Genomic DNA, 17,150 nt, shown 5'->3' with positions numbered 1-17,150 from the left:
TCATAATCGTTAACTTATACTTAACGTTTCGGTAATGCGCACTGCATTGATGGAACAATCCATGAGACCTATACTTGGAATATATCAAACGCTTCTCATTCCAAAGGAGGAAATCATGATGTCCGAAATGATTATCGACACGGCAAAAAAAGTACGTCAAGTGGTGCTGTACCAGATGCAGGCTATCCCAGAGGAACTGTTCGACATTCAAGCTGATTCCTACAATAACACGATTCGTTGGAACATTGGACACATGATTTATTGGATGGATACTTACATGACGCTTGCCTTCTCGAAAGATTCGTCTATTCCCGCAAGCTACGCATCTTTCTTCAACTCCGGGACAGCGCCGGCAAACTGGGCTAACACGCCTCCATCAAAGGAAGAGCTAATCCAAGAACTGTCAATTCAGCTTAACTCCCTATCCGAATTAGCTCCTGAGAGTCTAGAGGTACAGCTTGAAGCGCCGCTGCAATTTGGACCGCTCACTTTTAATCGGGCGGGAGAGTTGTTCAACTTTGCATTGGTTCATGAAGGGATGCATCTTGCAATTTGCAATTGCTTACTTAAGGTCATTCAAGGCAAGCAATAAAACGAGATGCGAAGAAGAACTTGAGCTATTCAAGCCGGAGCGTGGTTGATATGTTTTGCAATGCAAAACAAGGAGCAGTTAGCACATAAGGCAACTGCTCCTTGTTCTTTTGAATGAGGCTGCCTAATCATTCGTAGGTAGCCGAATTATTAAAAGATCGAGTCTCTGTGCATATTTAAATTCCGAGATTTTCTTTCAAGATCTCCAATCCTCTTTTTAATTCTTCCAGAGAATTGGTAGATGCAAGTGCAATTCTCAAATAATTGTCATGTGTACTTGCCCCACTTAAGAAGCGATCTGAGTGAAAAACACGAATCCCTTTGTTCAGAAAGTAACTCTCCGTTCGATTAACATTGCCCGATAAGGGAAGCCATCTATAAAAGCTTAGTGGATGACTAGTAGGGAGAGGCTGTGGGAAAATCTCTGAAAATAAATGGTTTGCAGACTGCGCTAGCTGTTTCTTTTCCGCAACAATGGCATTTGCTTTACCAGATAAAATCAGCTCGGTTATGATCTCGGCATCTAAGGAAGAGGTCTTGACATTAATATTAAAAATGGCCTCAATAATCTTATATTTAAATGCATCGTTAAACACCATATATGCCACTCGGAGGCCAGAACAGATGGACTTGGAGGTACTACAAATATAAACCGTTTGTTCCGGGAGAAGCTGAAACATAGGTTGACCATAATCCTCTATTGTACCAGCTGACAGAAAGGCATGAATATCATCTTCAATTAAAATCAAATTATGTTTTCGAATAATAGCAGCCAATTCTTTTTTTCGGTATTCTGGAATCATAACAGTAGTGGGATTAGAACAAGAAGGCATCAAAAATACGCCGTGTACATCCAATTGAAGGCACTGATTTTCAAGCTCATTAGGGAGCATGCCGTGCTCGTCACCTGGAATTGGAACTAACTTAATTCGAAACATTTTCGAAAACTCAATAAAATTTGAGAAGGTATAAATGTCGACAGCGATCCGATTTCCTGGTTCAAATAGAGCTAACAACGTAATGGCGAGCGCATTCTGTGCTCCTGAAACAATGGCCATATTTTCTGTATCAGCATGGATGCCAAAAGCTTTCATCCAATTTAGTGCCGCTATTTTTTGATGTGGAATTCCTGTAGGATCATTGTAATTAAAGAGCTGCTCCAAATAACGTTTCTCCATTACTTTCTTTGCAGCCTCTGCGACAGTAGTATTCGTTTGCTCAAAAGATGCAACAAAGCCGAGATCAATACATTCATTTGAAATTTTATCTTTTGAAATTGTGATAGAGCGTGCCGCGTTGGGTGAAACAAATGTACCGCTCCCTGTAACAGCATATATTAAGCCTTTAAGTTCGCATTGTTTGTAAGCACGTGTAATGGTCGTAAAATTGACATCTAAAAAATCGGCCAACTCCCTTTGTGGCGGAAGTTTTGTACCGGGAGCTAAAAATCCGTTTGTAATGTCATGTTCTAGTAATAAGGCGAGCGAAAGATAGAGTGGACGTTTCAATGCGTTTCTCTCGGGTTTCCACGACATGGGGTAATCAGTGAAGGAATTTATCGGCATGTTGTACCTCACACAATTGTAATACATACAATTATATCGTTGATTGTATGGATTTGCACTGCTAAAATAACATGGAAAAGTAATCGTGCTGAGGAGATGCGAACTATCCATGAGTAATAAAAAAGAACTTCAATTGGCATTTCGTGCGGCCTTTCCCTCTACTGTCCCCATTCTGGCTGGCTTTTTATTCTTGGGGATTGCTTACGGGATCTTTATGAACGTATCGGGTTTTGGTGCGGGGTATTCCTTCCTGATGAGCCTACTTATTTTTGCAGGTTCGATGGAATTTGTTGCTGTCAATCTGTTGCTTGGCGCTTTTAATCCATTAGGCGCACTGTTTCTCACCTTAATGGTAAACGCGCGTCATCTTTTTTACGGGATATCTATGCTTGAAAAGTACAGAGGGACCGGACTAAAAAAGATTTATCTGATTTTTGGTCTAAGCGATGAATCTTTCTCCATTAATTACACAGCAAATATACCGCAAGAGGTGAATAAAGGATGGTACATGTTCTTCGTCACCGTGCTTAATCATAGCTATTGGGTACTTGGGGCTTCAATTGGCGGGCTTTTTGGATCGCTAGTGCACTTAAATTTGGAAGGGCTTGAGTTTGTTATGACGGCACTATTTGTTGTTATCTTTATCGAACAATGGATGAAAGAGACAGCACATCAAAGTGCGTTATTGGGTCTAGGAGTATCACTTATATGCCTTTTCATTTTTAACAGTGGCAGCTTTATCCTCCCTTCCATGATCATCATTCTCTTCTTACTTACTTTGATGAGGATGCAGCCAGAGAAAACAGGTGAACGTATATGTCAATGACTTTAATAGAGCGAATGATTACGATAGCAATGGTTGTTCTGGGAACCATGATGACCAGATTTATTCCATTTATTATTTTTCCTTCGGGTCGGACCACTCCAAGTTATGTGCAGTATCTCGGCAAAGTATTGCCCTCAGCAGCTCTAGGGTTACTAGTTGTCTATAATATCAAAGATGTCCAATTTTTATCCGGTGACCATGGTGTACCCGAATTGTTTTCAATTGTTGTCGTTGCTTTGCTGCATATTTGGAAAAGGAATATGTTTTTATCCATAGCAAGCGGTACTCTCGTCTATATGTTTTTGATTCAATTCATATTTTAGAAGTGAGGAATAATAATGGCCTTCCAATCAAGAACCGAACAAGTACCATCGATTTCAAAACTGAACATTTGTTTCTGTGGGGTAGGTTCAATGGCAGAGGCTTTAGTCCGAGGAATTACTGCTAAAAATTTGACGAATATAAATTAAAGGGCAGCAAAGTTGAGCGTGCAATACAGCAAGCTTCGGATGCTACGATGAATATATATATAGCAGACTGGATAACAATAATAAAAATAAAATTAAAAATAAAAATACCCATAAATGGGGGATGAAATGGAAGCTATAAAACCGATAAAGTTAATCTCCACAAGAACAAACAAGACAAAAATGGACGAAAAATTAACTTCGGCTGAAGTTGGAAAACTTTGGGCTACTTATATTGGGAATTCAATGGCCAAATGTGTTTTGAGCTATTTTCTTCAAAATATTGAGGATCAAGAAATAAAAAAAACTGTAGAATACGCGCTATTTTTATCTGAACAAATGGTTCAAACCATCAAAGAAATATTAAACAAGGAGAATCATCCTGTTCCTGTTGGTTTCACTGAAGACGATGTAAACTTAGGGGCGCCTCGGCTATTCTCGGATGAATTTTATCTTCATTACTTGAAGTATGCAGCAAAAGCCGGGATGAGCATTTATGCAATTGCTGTACCACTAATGAGTAGACACGATGTGAGAACATTTTTTACAAACTGCTTGGAAGTGACAATCAAACTAATAAATCAGGTCAACGACGTTTTAATCATAAAAGGTTCATTCGTTAAAGCTCCTTACATACCGATCCCGAAAAAGATAGAAATTGTGAAAAAACAAAGTTACCTTAACGGTTTCTTAGGACATGTCAGACCACTTCACGCATTAGAAATTACCCACCTTTACGATAATATTCAAAATAATGTGACAAGCAAATCCTTACTCATCGGATTCAGACAAGTAACCAAATTAGATGAGGTTAGAGAATTTCTACATAGAGGTGAGAAAATCACCTCGAACCATATAGAAACTTGGAGCCAGCTCCTTGAAGATGAAGGATTGCAGTCCCATCCCGCATTGGACCACTTAGTAACGAATTCTTCTTTTTCTCCATTTTCAGATAAATTGATGGTATTTCATAAGGTGGATATGTTTTCGATGAAGATCAGATCGTATGGTAATTCTTTAGCTGTTGACGGAAGGCATGATATTGCGGCGAAATATGCAGGATTTCTATTGGACGTAGGACGTTTCGCAGAGGATGGAGCCAAACTAATGATAAATCATGAGTGGATGGAGCAGCCACCACATGCATCTGGCCGAGATGCTTAGCATCAAATGTATAAGAACAAGTTTACATTAAAATACGGGATCTTCGCCGCCAAATAGTCTACAAAGAGGATCAGCCGTGGCGGGTCCTCTTTATACTTTTCTTTTGAAAGCTGGTTCCAAACGGTCAGTACCGCAGTGAACGGAATTTCGTATAATTGGCCCGATACAGTTTAATAGAACTATTAATTGAGAATAGACATAAAAATATAAGTAAATATTACTATTGTTTCTAAGTATGTATTGGGGTAAATTGATAAAATAAGAATAATCATACTACGCTTAATTCTTTAGATTAAAGAAGCGGGGGAACCAAGTTTTCTGGGGTGAGTACATTTTTTAAGTGTTAGGGTTAACTTTCGACCCGAATCCGTCAGCTAACTTCGTCAGCGTAGAAAGAAAATGATAGAAACATTAAATGGGTCCTTTATATTTAAGGGCTTTATTCCCTCGCTTCCTTTTTTCGTTCAAGAGAAAAAAGGAGGAACTAGACATGCTTCTTAAGAGAGTAACCAAAGAGGTGAAGAACCTTTTTCAATCGAAAAGATCAAACACTTCTGTACAACGTCAAGAAGAGATTCTTCACTTAAAGCGACGGCTGGAGGAGTTCGACATTCAATTTTCCAATTTGGCGTATAGGCCATCTGGCGTCGAAACACAGACTTTATTGGAAATAAGCAAAACAGTCGGACAAAACAATGACTTACTAAACCAACTAAGTATGGAAAGGGAATTAGCGGTTCAACAATTACTAGCCAATCGCGTCGGCATTTCTTTAAAAATTTTGAAGGAACATCACAAATTTATCGTAACCATGGCTCATATTTTTGGTGGTCCGTATCCTTGCCTCAGAGAGTACATAAAAAGCAGTATTATATGAGTTTCGTTGAAGGAGAAAGCTGTGTTTTTTCGACAGAAAACGATACTTGAAATAAAGCAGGCAGCTGAGGCAGCCTGCTTTTTTAATTGAACTAAAGGGTGGGATTATGGAAAAATGAGTCCAAAATCCTTCGGTTATTTAGTGCAAAAGTGGAGGCGGGTAGTTATAATAACGAATCGGACTAGCATACCTTAATAAGGAATGGGGGGACTTATTATTAGTATGGGGCATGGTGCTTTATTACCTCTTTTTTGGCTGTTTCTATGTATATTTGTCGTGCAAATGCTACTTAGCAGAATGAAAGGGTTCCGGATTCCTTCCGAAGATCGGGCAAAACCCTCTTATTATCGGATTGTTAGTCTTTGTAGGGACCACTTTGTTGGCTTTTCTGTTAGGAATAAGAATTCACCAAATAGACCCCTTAACAAAGTCCTGGATGATAACGCTTATTCTTTTGACAACCTCACTCGGGATTGTAATGCCGGTCCTCAAGGAAACGGGAGTAATCAAAAGCCAATATGGCCAACTGCTTCTAACGTCCGCAATTATCGCCGATCTCCTCACTATGATCATTCTTTCTATCATTGGAGGATCCTACCATACTGGATTTACGTGGCGTCAGGCTTCCGTAGGTTTGCTTCTGCCTTTATCCGTAATTATCTATCAGGCCATAATCAGATTGAGGAAAACCTCATTTTGGCATAAGGAATTCCACAAAAATTCCGTCGTCCGATTGCAGGGGCTGCTGGCTGTTCTCGGCCTTTATGGAATCATCACAGATATGACAGGTTCGGAGGTTATTCTAGGCAGTTTTTTGGCTGGGTTTCTTCTAGCAAGTTTTCATCTACATGATCATCATCCGTTTAAGGAGCAGTTAGAAGGGATAGGCTATGGCTTGATTATTCCTATTTTCTTCGTCATGGTCGGCGGAAGGCTCTGGCAGGCGGATTCTTGCTATCATCTCGTATGACATTAATCGTTGTTGCGGCATCGATCGGCATGAGATTGGGAGTTATTAATAAGGGAATTCAAGATGCAGTCATTGTGATCGCCATCATTACTTCTGTGCTATCTCCAATGATCTTCTCTATGAGCATTACGAAACCGTCTTAGCTCTGCGAAATGAGCGGACCTTGTGCTCCACACGGTTAAGGATGTGAGCCTAGCCCTGGATTTCAGGGATGAGGCGCAGTTGATGAAGAGGAGCAGGTGGGGTTCAGGAAGGAAGGTCTGCCTTATATGAAAGTAGATTTTTTCGCTGACAAATTTGGGTTTGCGTGCATTGATTTGGAACACTTCATGAATATTTGAATGAACAGCGAAAAGACGATCGCTATTCCTAAAATTAGGAATAGCAATCGTCTTTTGTTTTGTTCGGGGTAGCCATTTCTCAAAAACCATAAGTTTATCAGTGGCCTCTTTTCTTCCTAGGTATTTTTTCTTTGTTTACAAAATGGGGTCTTGACCAGAATGAAAATTTCCTCTGATTTGGTTTTTTTGTACAAAAACAAGAATGTAATGTGCAAGAGAATGGATTATGGATTCGTTATTCTGAGATAGAAATAAAATAATTCCGATATCGCGAGGAGGAGTCCCAATGAATCTTTGAATGAAATAGATGGTCAGCGAAGCGAAGTTAATATTCATTTAAGCTCAGGAGGTATGAAACATGAACAACACACAAGTACAATTCGACTGGATGAACAAAATGGCTATTATCGAAACGGTGTCCAAATTTGCTTATTACGCCGACCATCGGCAATGGGAGGATTTGCAGCAGCTTTTCACAGAAGAAGTGAAGGTTGACTATACATCCTTGGCTGGAGGCGAGCCGGTCACGATCCCGGCAAACGTACTTATGGATAGTTGGAATAAAGTATTAACGCCATTAAAGGCGACACAGCACTTGATTTCTAATCATATCATCGACTTCGATAACGAGCATCAAGCAACATGCCGTGCATACTTTCAAGCACAGCATGAATTTCCGAATCCTTTTGGCGGAAGTCAGTGGACTTTGGGGGGGAAATACTTGTTCCTCTTCGTTAAGGAAAACACCCAATGGAAAATATCTGAACTGGTCATGACTGCTGTATGGGCTAATGGCAATCAAAATATTATGAACTTGGCAAGTCAACAGCTAAATATTTAAAAAAGGGAGTTGATATAGATGGAGAAAATATCGTTTCAAGCAGATGGTTTGACAGTTGTGGGGCAAGTTTTCCTGCCACAAAGCGCTGTAAGAGGCGGTAAGCTTCCCGCATTGGTCTTTGAAGGCCCGATGACTGGACTTAAAGATCAGGTGGTTGAAGTTTATGCCAAAAAGCTGGCTGATGCCGGGTTCTTGACCTTAACGTTTGACCATCGTTTTTACGGTGAAAGTCAGGGTGAGCCCAGGCAGTTCGAAGCCCCGGGCAAAAAAGTGGAAGACCTCCGGGATGCGGTTACTTACCTCTTATCCCGTAATGATGTCGATCCCGAGTATATCGGCGCTGTCGGCATTTGTGCCGGCGGGGGATTCATGGCAAAGGCTGCGGCGCTTGATAAACGTATTAAAGCTTTGGCGACTGTGGCTGGTTTTTATCACGATCCTAATGTAATGAAAGCGTGGCTTGGCGAAGAAGGATATCGCACCAAAGTCGAGCTATCGCGTGCTGCGCAGAGAAAATATGAGGAATCGGGTGTTGTGGAGTATATTCCTAGTATCTCTGAAGACCCAACCGAGACTAACGTGGCTATGCCAGGTGACGAGCCTTATGACTATTACGGAACGGCGCGAGGATTTTCTCCGCATTACCGAAACCGATTTGCAGTCATGAGTTTCGAGGAGTTTCTGAATTTCAATTCGATCGATTTCGCCGGGGATATTGTAGCGCCTACGCTTGTGGTACATGGTACGAACGATTTATACTGTACAACTAATGGCGCCCAAAACTTCTACGATCATTTGCAAGCGGAAAAACGCATTCACTGGATCGAAACGACGAATCATATTGACCTTTATGATCAAGACCAATATGTAGATCAAGCGGTAAGACAGATCGAGGCCTGGTTTCATGAACACCTTCAAAACACCTCTCGAAAAGTGTAATTTGATCACATGTAAATATTGTAAATGAAGGCGCTGGGTATATGGAAAAATTTTCTTCATTAAATGGGCTTATGATTATGTTATTGAGTTTTACTATGTCTGCTTGCAATCAGGCACCAATAAATGCTGTAACGAAATCGCCGTCCCATGAAGTTTCACAAACTGCAGTAAAAACGGAAAAAGCCGCCGCCGAAGCTCAAACCCAAATAGGTTCGGAGAATGAGAACAAAGAAAAGTACGAATTGCCGCCGCCCGAAGCTAGACCATATGTAGATGCCGTCAATAATGGCGACCTTGACGCTCTCGTAAACAGTTTTGCCGAAGAAGCGGTAATTACGGATGTCAAACGACAGATTAAAGGTTGGGAAGAAATACGATTCTGGGGAAAAAACGAAGTGATGGGTGGAACCTTGGAGGTTTTGGAAAATGAGCCGAAGCCAAAGGGTGTTCGCATGCTTGTTCATTTCGCCCCCAAAGGCTCCAAGGGTTTTAAGGCTTATTATACGTTTGAGTTCAAAGACGGAAAGATCATAAGTGCCGATTTACAATATGCATAAATGAGGACAACCGACGCCGAAGCTATCGGCAACGTTGTGAATCAGAAGAGGGGAAAATTGATAAATTCGATGTCAAATAAATACTCGGCCAATCGTCAAAAAATCGCATTGATTCAAATGGTCCGACGGGATGCTTTTTCAGGGATGGGAATCGCATCGACTGGTAATTTCAGAAGAGCTTAAGAGTTTTGATAGTTAAGATTATTTAATTAAGAGAGGCTGGATGAAAATGATTCAAGAAGTGAACAAAAATTTGGAATTAGTTCAGAGATTCTTCGCATGTTATGGAAGTGGAGATTTGGAAACAATGAAGCGTGAAATTTTAGCTGAAGATGTGACTTGGATAATTCCAGGACATCATCCGCTGGCAGGTGTGAAGAAAGGCGCGAATGAGATTGTTGATTATTTTGCGACCATTGCCAAAGCAAATTTTAAAGCCGAGGTGATTTCGCTCTCCGCCAGCGAGAATCATGTGGTCGATGTACATCGTGGTTGGGGGGAGTACGGTGAACATAAAGTGGATATGAACTGGGTTCTTGTCTATCAAATTGAGAACGGACGAATTAAGCAAGCCCAAAATTTTGCTGCAGATCAACACGAAGCCGATCAATTCTTTTGGAAGGTTTGGGGGGACGAACTTAAACCCGTTCCGGCTCGACTTAGAAGCGAGGATTAGAATTTCCGGAAAAATCAGTAGTTATGGAGGTGATGAAATGAATAAATCCATTAAGATCTTCGGTGGAACAGGTCGAACGGGAAGTTTAATCTCTTCCCTACTGGCCGATAAAGGGGAATCCGTCGTGATAGCGACCAGAGATCCACACAAAGCAAGAGCGCTTGCCTCCTCTTTCATCCATTATCGGTACGGCGATATTAATCAGAAAGAGGGGATGAAAGAACTGCTTGCCGACAGTAAAGCTATAATCATCATTGTAGAGTCGGATGAGAGCCCCAATTCTCCCAATAGTCCCAAGAACGTCCACTACCTCGGGTTACTGAATATTATCGAAATTGTGAAAGAACTGCAATTGGAAGTACATGTTGTGTTGGTTACGCAGATCTACATCACAAGACCGGAGCTTTATCCGGAAGTAAAAGAGATTATTTTCTGGAGAGGGCAGGCGGAACAAGCTTTGCGGGATTCCGGTATAGCTTATACGATCGTGCGTCCAAGTTGGCTGACCAACGAAGCCTCTCAACCCGTTCGTTTGGAGCAAGGAGATACCGGTAATGGCAGCATTGCCAGGATTGATGTGGCACGAATATGCGCAGAAGCTTCATTGTCTCTGGAGGCGCGTGCAAAAACGTTTGAAATCTTCAATGACGAGAGAGCAAACTCAAGCCCTTTAATAGACTGGTCTGAACGCTTCTCGCAATTGAAAACCGATGGATCGTAAAACAGGCTGCCAGACGATTACGTTTGGCAGCCCATTTTTTTAGTTCGCATTCCGCGATACTTTAAGTGCTATAAAAAAACATTAGTTCAACAATTCTTTTCAAACTCGCGCGGTGTAAGTCCGGTGGCCTTTTTGAAGTGTCTGTGAAAGTGGCTTTGATTAGCGAAGCCAAGCAGCAGCGCTACTTCCGACAAGACTAGCTGCTTCCTCTTCATAAGCTCCTTAGCCTTCTCAATTCTCAGATGAAGGAAATATTGGTAGGGAGTAAAGCCAGTCACTTGCTTAAACATTCTGTTGACATGTGTAGGACTGATATGGACAAAAGAGGATAGTTCTGCAATGGATATATCGCGATCCAAGTTTGCATTCATATAATCAATGAGCTTGCCTATTTCGCGTATGGTCAAGCTGCTCGAGGTAGGTGGTTGTTTTTGGATCGAGGAGTAAGTCTGCAGCAGATGGGAGGTGAGCAGGTTTACTAACGAGTCGGCATACAATTTGCCCTTCGCGCCACTCGTCTGTACTTCCTCCGCCAACCACTGCAGATGCTCCCAATTCAGGGCTGCACTGGTTATGTCACGATTTGGCGTAAGCACTGTATAGCTCATTCCTTTCTTGATATGCTGTGTAGTGCTTGCGATGCATGAAAAATTTTAGTATTGCAAGACATAGACAAGCAGTGTCGTACAGAAGGCAATACTTATGAAGATGATTGCCATGACTTTCCTCTTACATGCATACAAACAGAGTGCAGCTAAAACAAATACGGTTAATTGCAGGATAATACTTATCCATAAAGGCAAAGGGATCGAAGCGTGAGGCGCGAGAAAGGTACCCCATGCAAAGATGACAATTATCGGGGTACTCAACGCAAGCAAGATTTTAATCGGCATGCTCGCCTTGACACGATATCCCCAGTAGCCAAAGACTGTGAAAGCTGTGATTTCCAGAATAAAGCACATCGCATCGAGCACGTTTTGGATAATTACCATGTGTGATTTATTTCCATTCTCTGCAATTTAATTAATTTATTCATCCCCTATACCTCCACCTTTTGTTGCAAGTCATTGATCAATTCTCTCAACTGCGTTTCTGGATGATCAACACATTGTCATTTTTAATTTAAAGCCGTTGAGAAGTGAATCAAAAGCTTCCTCGAAAGTTGAGCTCAAGCGATTCATTAGGTCATTAGGGGACTCTTCGGTCTGCGAGTACGTGCTGACGATACCGTCCAACATATAGAAATAAATTCGATTGAATTTCAACAGCTGATCCTGGTTCGGCGGAAAGGGAAAAATTTCTTGAAGAACCTGCCCAATCTGCTTGAATATGTCGATGCGAATCCTGTTAAGCTCTAGTTCCGGATTCTCTTCGTCCACTCTCGTCCCTTTTGTGATAAAAATAACATGGTAAATGGATTTGTTCAGAAAGCAGAAACGGATGAATTCCATGCTAATTTCCATGAGCTTTACTTCTTGCGAGAGGTCGTTCTGTTTAGTAAGCACATTAAATCTTTCCTTCAGTTCAATCAGTGGAGGCATGGACAGCGCATGCAAGAGATCTTCTTTATCCTTGTAATAGATGTAGATTGTTGTGTGGGAACAGTCAGCTTCTTTCGCAATCTCTCTCATCGTCACGCCATTATAGCCTCGATCGGCGAACAGCTTTCCCGCAGCGAACAAAATCGCTTGTTTCGTCTCCTCCGAACGTAATTTATGTCTTGTCATCATCCTCGTAACCTCTTTTATATAGAATTAAGTAACCAGTGGTTATAACATAACCGACGGTTACCTAATTGTCAACAATTTCCTCTGATGAGCTTGGTCCTAAACTAGGAGCATTTGCTCGCGAAGCCGATCCAGGCTGCTTACTTCCAGCTAACCTTTAATATTGATTGGGATATAAGGAGTGACCACTCATTGAGGTCGAATAAAACAAGATATTTCGATTAGTATCTAGGAGAAATTTACCATTATCGCATAGATAGTGGAGGAGGTAGTTCAGGGCATTTATCATTTAACTTCGTTGTATCGCCAACATTACCTGATGATATTTCGGGAATGGATTTTGTCTTTAGGGAGTCCAATACTCCCTTGAATGATAAATCGACAGGGAATGAAATCGTCTTTCAAATTCTATTGTTTATGGATTTTCGCTAATCAATTGTTTACCACGCGCCTTGGCAATTGCTTCGAATGAGTCAAGACTACTAGTGGGAATGCCTGCGACAATTAGTCTTTTGGACACGACGCAGCTTTATACCACACCAGATGTTTCTGTAGGAGAACATTTAGGCGCGCTTAGTCCCCAAGATGTCGAGGTGGTTTCCACCCCATTTGGAGATAACAGTTATTCGTATATGCCAGTTCCGAATATTGCGTTTGTCTCTGACCATGTGAAAGTTTATGTACCCAGATCTTATCGGAGCGGATAAGTTGCTCATTCATAATAAAGAACCCGACCTATGATGCGGGCCGGGCAAGTCCATCAATCGTTTAGGTAATAAGCTGGGGAGAATAGGTCGGGTGAATCTGCCAAAAGGAAACAACTTGTTCCGTATCCGCTACCATTCCAAAATAGGTGTCTACGGTTTTTAAGCTCATATCGTGTTCTTCTTGTGAAAAAGCCGCGCAAGCATCCTTCATGAGCACGATCCGATAATCCAGCATAAATCCCTCCCTGGCGGTTGATTCTACACAAAGATTCGTGCTGACACCTGTTATGATTAAGGTTTCGATTTTAAGAGTTTGCAATACGGACTCCAGCCTAGTATGTACGAACCCGCTGTAACGATGCTTCTTCACGATGATGTCGTCAGACTGGGGCGCAACTTCGTAAATTCCGCTCCCCAGCTCCCAGTGTGGCAAATCGAGTTTATACCATCTGGAAAGCGAGAAAGCCAAGCTTCGGAATCGGTAGACTTCTCATGATTCGTCTGTAGGAAGATGATTGGAACCGAGTGCTCTTTTGAATGCCGAGTGGATCGATAAGACAGCCAAAATCGTTTTTTCCACAACGCTGGACAAAGTCGAATGGAACAATTCCAGACTGGTGAAAGAAGATGTTGAGCAAGAGATCAAGAACCTCAAACAGCAGCCAGGCAAGGATATGGTCATCCTCGGCAGTCCTAGGATCGCACACCACCTTATGCAGCTTGATTTAATCGATGAGTATAAAATTACGGTTTCTCCAATCCTGATCGGAAGCGGGTTGCCGTTATTCCAAGGTCTCAAGGAGAAGGTCAATCTTAAACTTATCGAAAACAAGACCTTTGATTCTGGAGCCATAGGTCTCGTTTACCAGTCGGTTAGATGACCTTTGTCTCCTAAAATGGATTACGGGTAACGAGTTCAATCACGACATGACGGCAGCCGGCACACAATCGGCTGCCGTTGTCTGGTGTTTAACTGTTGGTTTGGTCACGCTTGATGCAATAATTGTGTACTCTTTAGAATATTTAACGAGAAATTCAAAATGTGACCGGAAACCGCTCTAAACCTCGCATCAAGATGCCCGATCGCCATTTAAGTTCCTCAGAAGTTGTGTCAATACGCAGGTTAGGCAATCGTCGAAGCAATGTCGATAAAGCGATCTTTCCTTCCAATCGGGCAAGTGGGGCCCCGAGGCAGAAATGAATACCGTTTCCGAAAGCAATATGCTTATTTTTCTTTCTTGTAATATCCAGCCGGTTGGGATTCTCGAATTGCTCGGGATCGCGGTTGGCAGCTGCCAAGCCTACGAAAATCAAATCGCCTTTACCGATATTTTTGCCATGCCAAGTAAAGTCGTGTCTAGCCCAACGGGATGTGGCGATTTCGACGGGACTGTAATACCTAAGCAATTCTTCGATGCCCGATTGGGAAAAGGCCGGATCGCCACGCCATAAGCGAAATTGCTCCGAATTTTCAAGTAATGCGAGCAATCCGTTGCCGATCAGATTGACAGTCGTTTCATGCCCGGCGACAATGAGCAGCCAAATCGTAGAGGACAACTCTTCAGCAGTCAGCTTATCTCTGCTATCGTGAGCTTGGATTAACATGCTGATCAAATCGGAACCGGGATACTTCCTTCTCTCGGTGATGAGTTCTTCGATATAACGGCCAAAAGCCTGGATGGAAGGGAATGCTTCTTTCATCTTATTACGATCATTGGCAGCGTTAATGAAGTCACTGGACCATTTCTTAAAAAGATGATGATCATTCTCTGGAATTCCCAGCATCTGGCTGATCACGATAATTGGAAGCGGAAAGGCAAAGTCTTCGATAACCTCCATGCTCCCTTTTTCCTGAACTCGGTCGATTAGATCATCGGTTATCCGCTGAATTTCCTCCTGCATGTTTTCAATCATCTGGGGTGAAAAAGCTTTGGATACGATGGAACGAAGACGGGTATGATCAGGTGGGTCGCTGGAGAGCATCTGTTTGCTGATCAGATCCATTTCCTTTTTGGGCATAATCGCCGCATATTCTTCAGGGGAAAGAGATTGCAAGTTTTTCGTAAAACGTTCGTCATCTTTCAATATTTGTACGGCATCGTCGTAGCGTGTGGAGAGCCATGCCCTCTGACCATCCGGCATTGCAATTTCGTGAAGCGGATCATTTTGCCTGAGTTGATTGTAAATCTCGTGGGCATTTTTTTTGAACTCAGGCGACGACAGATCAAGGTTTGCATTAGAAAGCATGAAATACATCACTCCAGTCCCATTTATTTAAAGGTTTTCCAACCTCTAATTGGTATTTTATACCAAATCAATGTAGAACTACAATCGTCTATTCGGGAATTCTCTTTACGATGCTTTGGGAGGGCAGGAATTAAGCATACAAAATATTCCAGCATTTGAATGCGACTATTTGCTATGAAATGGGTACATCTTACATTCTCAAATACAATTGAAGGATTCGAAAAATTAAAGCGATGGACCATAACTTGGCCAATTGGCTTGATGAAATCCTGCGAATGAGTGAGAATATGTGAGATAAACCCTTAAAACCGAGGGAAGTGCAGGATAGTTTAGTAATAACTAAACCATATCAACTACGACAGTAACACGATATGTTACAATAGTTATGGAAACAAATACCATTTGATTGGGTGAAGTCGTTGACCGATAAAAATTTCTTTACTATTGAATGTAAGGATGTCTACCTAAGAGAGTACATACTTGATGATCTGAATCAATTTCATTCTTTAACATGGCAACCTGAAATACACGAATACTTGCCTGGTTGGAACGTAACTAAAGAACAACGGGAAGATTGGTTAATGAATTATGAAATACCTGGAAACAAACAGTTTCTAAATACCGTATCCGAAGGTGGGGGCATAGGTGAACTTCGTCTTCGGCTGGGAATCATATTGAAAGCAACGGGAGATTTTATCGGTTGGTGCTGTACAGGAATTAAACAGGAATTGCCGGCTCCAAACCGAGAGATCTTGTTTGCAATCTCAAAGGATCATAGAGGCAAAGATTATACCACGCAAGCTACAAAGGGGTTAATCAAGTATTGATTTGAGAATACGAACGTTGAGATGCTCAATGCTATTGCTCTTTTACGAAACGTACCGTCAAATAAAGTCATACAAAAATGCGGGTTTAATTTTCAAGGCGTTATCGGGCTAGATAACGAGAGATATAATTATTACATGCTTGGTAAAAGTGAGTGGGAAGCTAAGGTGTAGCCAAATTGAAACTACCATACAAAATTGGATTTATATTAACGTTAGCGTGGCTAATGTGGGTTGCATATGGATTTATTAATTTTGACTCGGACAATGAAGGCAAGAAGGTTGCCATGGTATTATTCATTACATTTGTAGGATTAGTTCTATTTCCTATATACTACATTATTGTTTTTCTATGCTACTCTTATTTGAGAAAACTTCAAAAAAAACGTTTATAAAAATCAACAATTTATTCAACGTAAATACAGAATTAAGAGTGGGATTACAATATGGAGAGCAAAGTTTAATTCGAAGCTCAAAAAAACCAAATGAACGTGAATCTGGCGTGGAGGCGATCTTCAATGGTAAATAACTTTGGATCTAAAGTTGGAGAAGTTGTATCAGTTAGTCGTAGTGAAAAGCATACGTTTAGTAAACAAACTGTCAACGTTATCAGACTTCTACCTGGTCTGGGAGTAGAAGGCGACGCACACATGGGATTGACCGTAAAGCATCGTTCACGAGTAGCACAAAACCCGAATCAACCCAACCTTCGCCAGATTCATTTCATTCATTCGGAGTTGTTCGATGAACTACGAAGTGCTGGTTTTCATGTCGAGCCTGGGCAGATGGGTGAAAATATTACAACAAGAGGAATAAACTTGCTCGGATTGCCAACAGGAACAAAGCTGTTAATAGGTGAAACCGCAGTTATTGAGATCACGGGACTTCGCAATCCATGTTCACAAATTGACAATTTCCAGTCAGGGCTATTGAGTGCGGTTCTGGATCACGATGAGAGTGGAAACCTAATCCGAAAGGCTGGTATAATGGGTATCGTGTTAACTGGGGGAGAAATATGGGTTGAAGACACAATCCAAATTGTCCTGCCTCCTGAACCGTTTCGTCCTCTGGAACGAGTATAGAACTTAACGAGCGATACGCTAACATGGA

Annotated in this window: 17 protein-coding genes, 3 pseudogenes and 1 riboswitch; of the genes and pseudogenes, 14 read left to right on the top strand and 6 right to left on the bottom strand. The window is 41.6% G+C overall.

The features are described 5' to 3' along the window. Positions 1-115 precede the first annotated feature (115 nt). Positions 116-592 (top strand): DinB family protein, encoded by a 477-nt coding sequence (locus NYR53_RS18610; protein ID WP_367618544.1) that lies wholly within the window; start codon positions 116-118, stop codon positions 590-592. A 175-nt stretch (positions 593-767) separates the two neighbouring features. On the opposite strand, the gene NYR53_RS18605 is transcribed toward NYR53_RS18610, so the two are convergent. Continuing rightward, positions 768-2,156, bottom strand: a complete 1,389-nt coding sequence (locus NYR53_RS18605) for an aminotransferase-like domain-containing protein (RefSeq protein WP_261300739.1) — start codon at positions 2,154-2,156, stop codon at positions 768-770. 109 nt (positions 2,157-2,265) lie between these two features. Here NYR53_RS18605 and NYR53_RS18600 point away from each other — a divergent pair, with 109 nt between their 5' ends. From NYR53_RS18600 to NYR53_RS18550, 10 genes and pseudogenes are all read left to right on the top strand, one after another. Next, entirely contained in the window at positions 2,266-2,982 is a 717-nt protein-coding gene (locus NYR53_RS18600) for an AzlC family ABC transporter permease (protein ID WP_261300738.1), read from the top strand. Then, complete coding sequence (locus tag NYR53_RS18595; protein ID WP_261300737.1) at positions 2,973-3,305, top strand: branched-chain amino acid transporter permease; 333 nt, start codon at positions 2,973-2,975, stop codon at positions 3,303-3,305. Before NYR53_RS18600 ends, NYR53_RS18595 begins: the two co-directional genes overlap by 10 nt. A 273-nt stretch (positions 3,306-3,578) precedes the next feature. Continuing rightward, on the top strand, positions 3,579-4,613 hold the full coding sequence (locus NYR53_RS18590) for a DUF3231 family protein (RefSeq protein ID WP_261300736.1): 1,035 nt from the start codon (positions 3,579-3,581) through the stop codon (positions 4,611-4,613). 266 nt (positions 4,614-4,879) lie between these two features. Continuing rightward, positions 4,880-5,016: riboswitch (cyclic di-AMP (ydaO/yuaA leader) on the top strand. Positions 5,017-5,103: 87 nt separating this feature from the next. Further along, the gene (locus NYR53_RS18585; RefSeq protein ID WP_261300735.1) at positions 5,104-5,490 is read left to right on the top strand and encodes a hypothetical protein; all 387 of its coding nucleotides are present in this window, start codon (positions 5,104-5,106) and stop codon (positions 5,488-5,490) included. A 352-nt stretch (positions 5,491-5,842) separates the two neighbouring features. Further along, positions 5,843-6,603: pseudogene (locus NYR53_RS18580) on the top strand (cation:proton antiporter). A 556-nt stretch (positions 6,604-7,159) separates the two neighbouring features. Continuing rightward, positions 7,160-7,642, top strand: coding sequence for a nuclear transport factor 2 family protein (locus NYR53_RS18570; protein ID WP_261300732.1), 483 nt, complete (start codon positions 7,160-7,162; stop codon positions 7,640-7,642). Between the two features lie 18 nt (positions 7,643-7,660). After that, entirely contained in the window at positions 7,661-8,581 is a 921-nt protein-coding gene (locus NYR53_RS18565; protein WP_261300731.1) for an alpha/beta hydrolase, read from the top strand. A 41-nt stretch (positions 8,582-8,622) separates the two neighbouring features. Then, positions 8,623-9,138 (top strand): nuclear transport factor 2 family protein, encoded by a 516-nt coding sequence (locus NYR53_RS18560; RefSeq protein ID WP_261300730.1) that lies wholly within the window; start codon positions 8,623-8,625, stop codon positions 9,136-9,138. A gap of 223 nt (positions 9,139-9,361) precedes the next feature. Next, the gene (locus NYR53_RS18555) at positions 9,362-9,814 is read left to right on the top strand and encodes a nuclear transport factor 2 family protein (RefSeq protein ID WP_261300729.1); all 453 of its coding nucleotides are present in this window, start codon (positions 9,362-9,364) and stop codon (positions 9,812-9,814) included. Between the two features lie 37 nt (positions 9,815-9,851). Beyond that, positions 9,852-10,535 (top strand): SDR family oxidoreductase, encoded by a 684-nt coding sequence (locus tag NYR53_RS18550; protein WP_261300728.1) that lies wholly within the window; start codon positions 9,852-9,854, stop codon positions 10,533-10,535. A gap of 86 nt (positions 10,536-10,621) precedes the next feature. Here the strand turns inward: NYR53_RS18550 and NYR53_RS18545 are convergent, their stop codons facing one another. The 4 genes from NYR53_RS18545 to NYR53_RS18530 all read right to left on the bottom strand — a co-directional run bounded on the left by NYR53_RS18545 (position 10,622) and on the right by NYR53_RS18530 (position 13,339). Next, entirely contained in the window at positions 10,622-11,143 is a 522-nt protein-coding gene (locus NYR53_RS18545) for a helix-turn-helix domain-containing protein (RefSeq protein WP_261300727.1), read from the bottom strand. Positions 11,144-11,188: 45 nt separating this feature from the next. Beyond that, on the bottom strand, positions 11,189-11,527 hold the full coding sequence (locus tag NYR53_RS18540) for a YrdB family protein (RefSeq protein ID WP_261300726.1): 339 nt from the start codon (positions 11,525-11,527) through the stop codon (positions 11,189-11,191). Between the two features lie 108 nt (positions 11,528-11,635). Next, positions 11,636-12,265 (bottom strand): TetR/AcrR family transcriptional regulator, encoded by a 630-nt coding sequence (locus tag NYR53_RS18535; RefSeq protein ID WP_261300725.1) that lies wholly within the window; start codon positions 12,263-12,265, stop codon positions 11,636-11,638. A gap of 765 nt (positions 12,266-13,030) precedes the next feature. Beyond that, positions 13,031-13,339 carry a cysteine hydrolase family protein gene (locus NYR53_RS18530; RefSeq protein ID WP_261300724.1) on the bottom strand — a complete coding sequence of 103 codons (309 nt, stop codon included), beginning with the start codon at positions 13,337-13,339 and terminating at the stop codon, positions 13,031-13,033. A 166-nt stretch (positions 13,340-13,505) separates the two neighbouring features. Here NYR53_RS18530 and NYR53_RS18525 point away from each other — a divergent pair. Further along, a pseudogene (locus NYR53_RS18525) lies at positions 13,506-13,850 on the top strand (dihydrofolate reductase family protein); the annotation flags it as partial. A gap of 154 nt (positions 13,851-14,004) precedes the next feature. Here NYR53_RS18525 and NYR53_RS18520 read toward each other — a convergent pair. After that, positions 14,005-15,216, bottom strand: coding sequence for a cytochrome P450 family protein (locus NYR53_RS18520; protein ID WP_261300723.1), 1,212 nt, complete (start codon positions 15,214-15,216; stop codon positions 14,005-14,007). A 410-nt stretch (positions 15,217-15,626) separates the two neighbouring features. Between NYR53_RS18520 and NYR53_RS18515 the strand changes: the two are divergent. Together NYR53_RS18515 and NYR53_RS18510 are read left to right on the top strand one after the other, a co-directional pair. Beyond that, a pseudogene (locus NYR53_RS18515) lies at positions 15,627-16,214 on the top strand (GNAT family N-acetyltransferase). A gap of 344 nt (positions 16,215-16,558) precedes the next feature. Continuing rightward, on the top strand, positions 16,559-17,122 hold the full coding sequence (locus NYR53_RS18510) for an MOSC domain-containing protein (RefSeq protein ID WP_261300722.1): 564 nt from the start codon (positions 16,559-16,561) through the stop codon (positions 17,120-17,122). The last annotated feature ends 28 nt before the right edge of the window (positions 17,123-17,150 follow it).

The sequence above is a fragment of the Paenibacillus andongensis genome, from assembly GCF_025369935.1.
GTDB lineage: Bacteria > Bacillota > Bacilli > Paenibacillales > NBRC-103111 > Paenibacillus_E > Paenibacillus_E andongensis.
The sequence above is the reverse complement of the archived record's forward strand: the minus strand, read 5'-3'. Positions and strand labels throughout refer to the sequence as shown.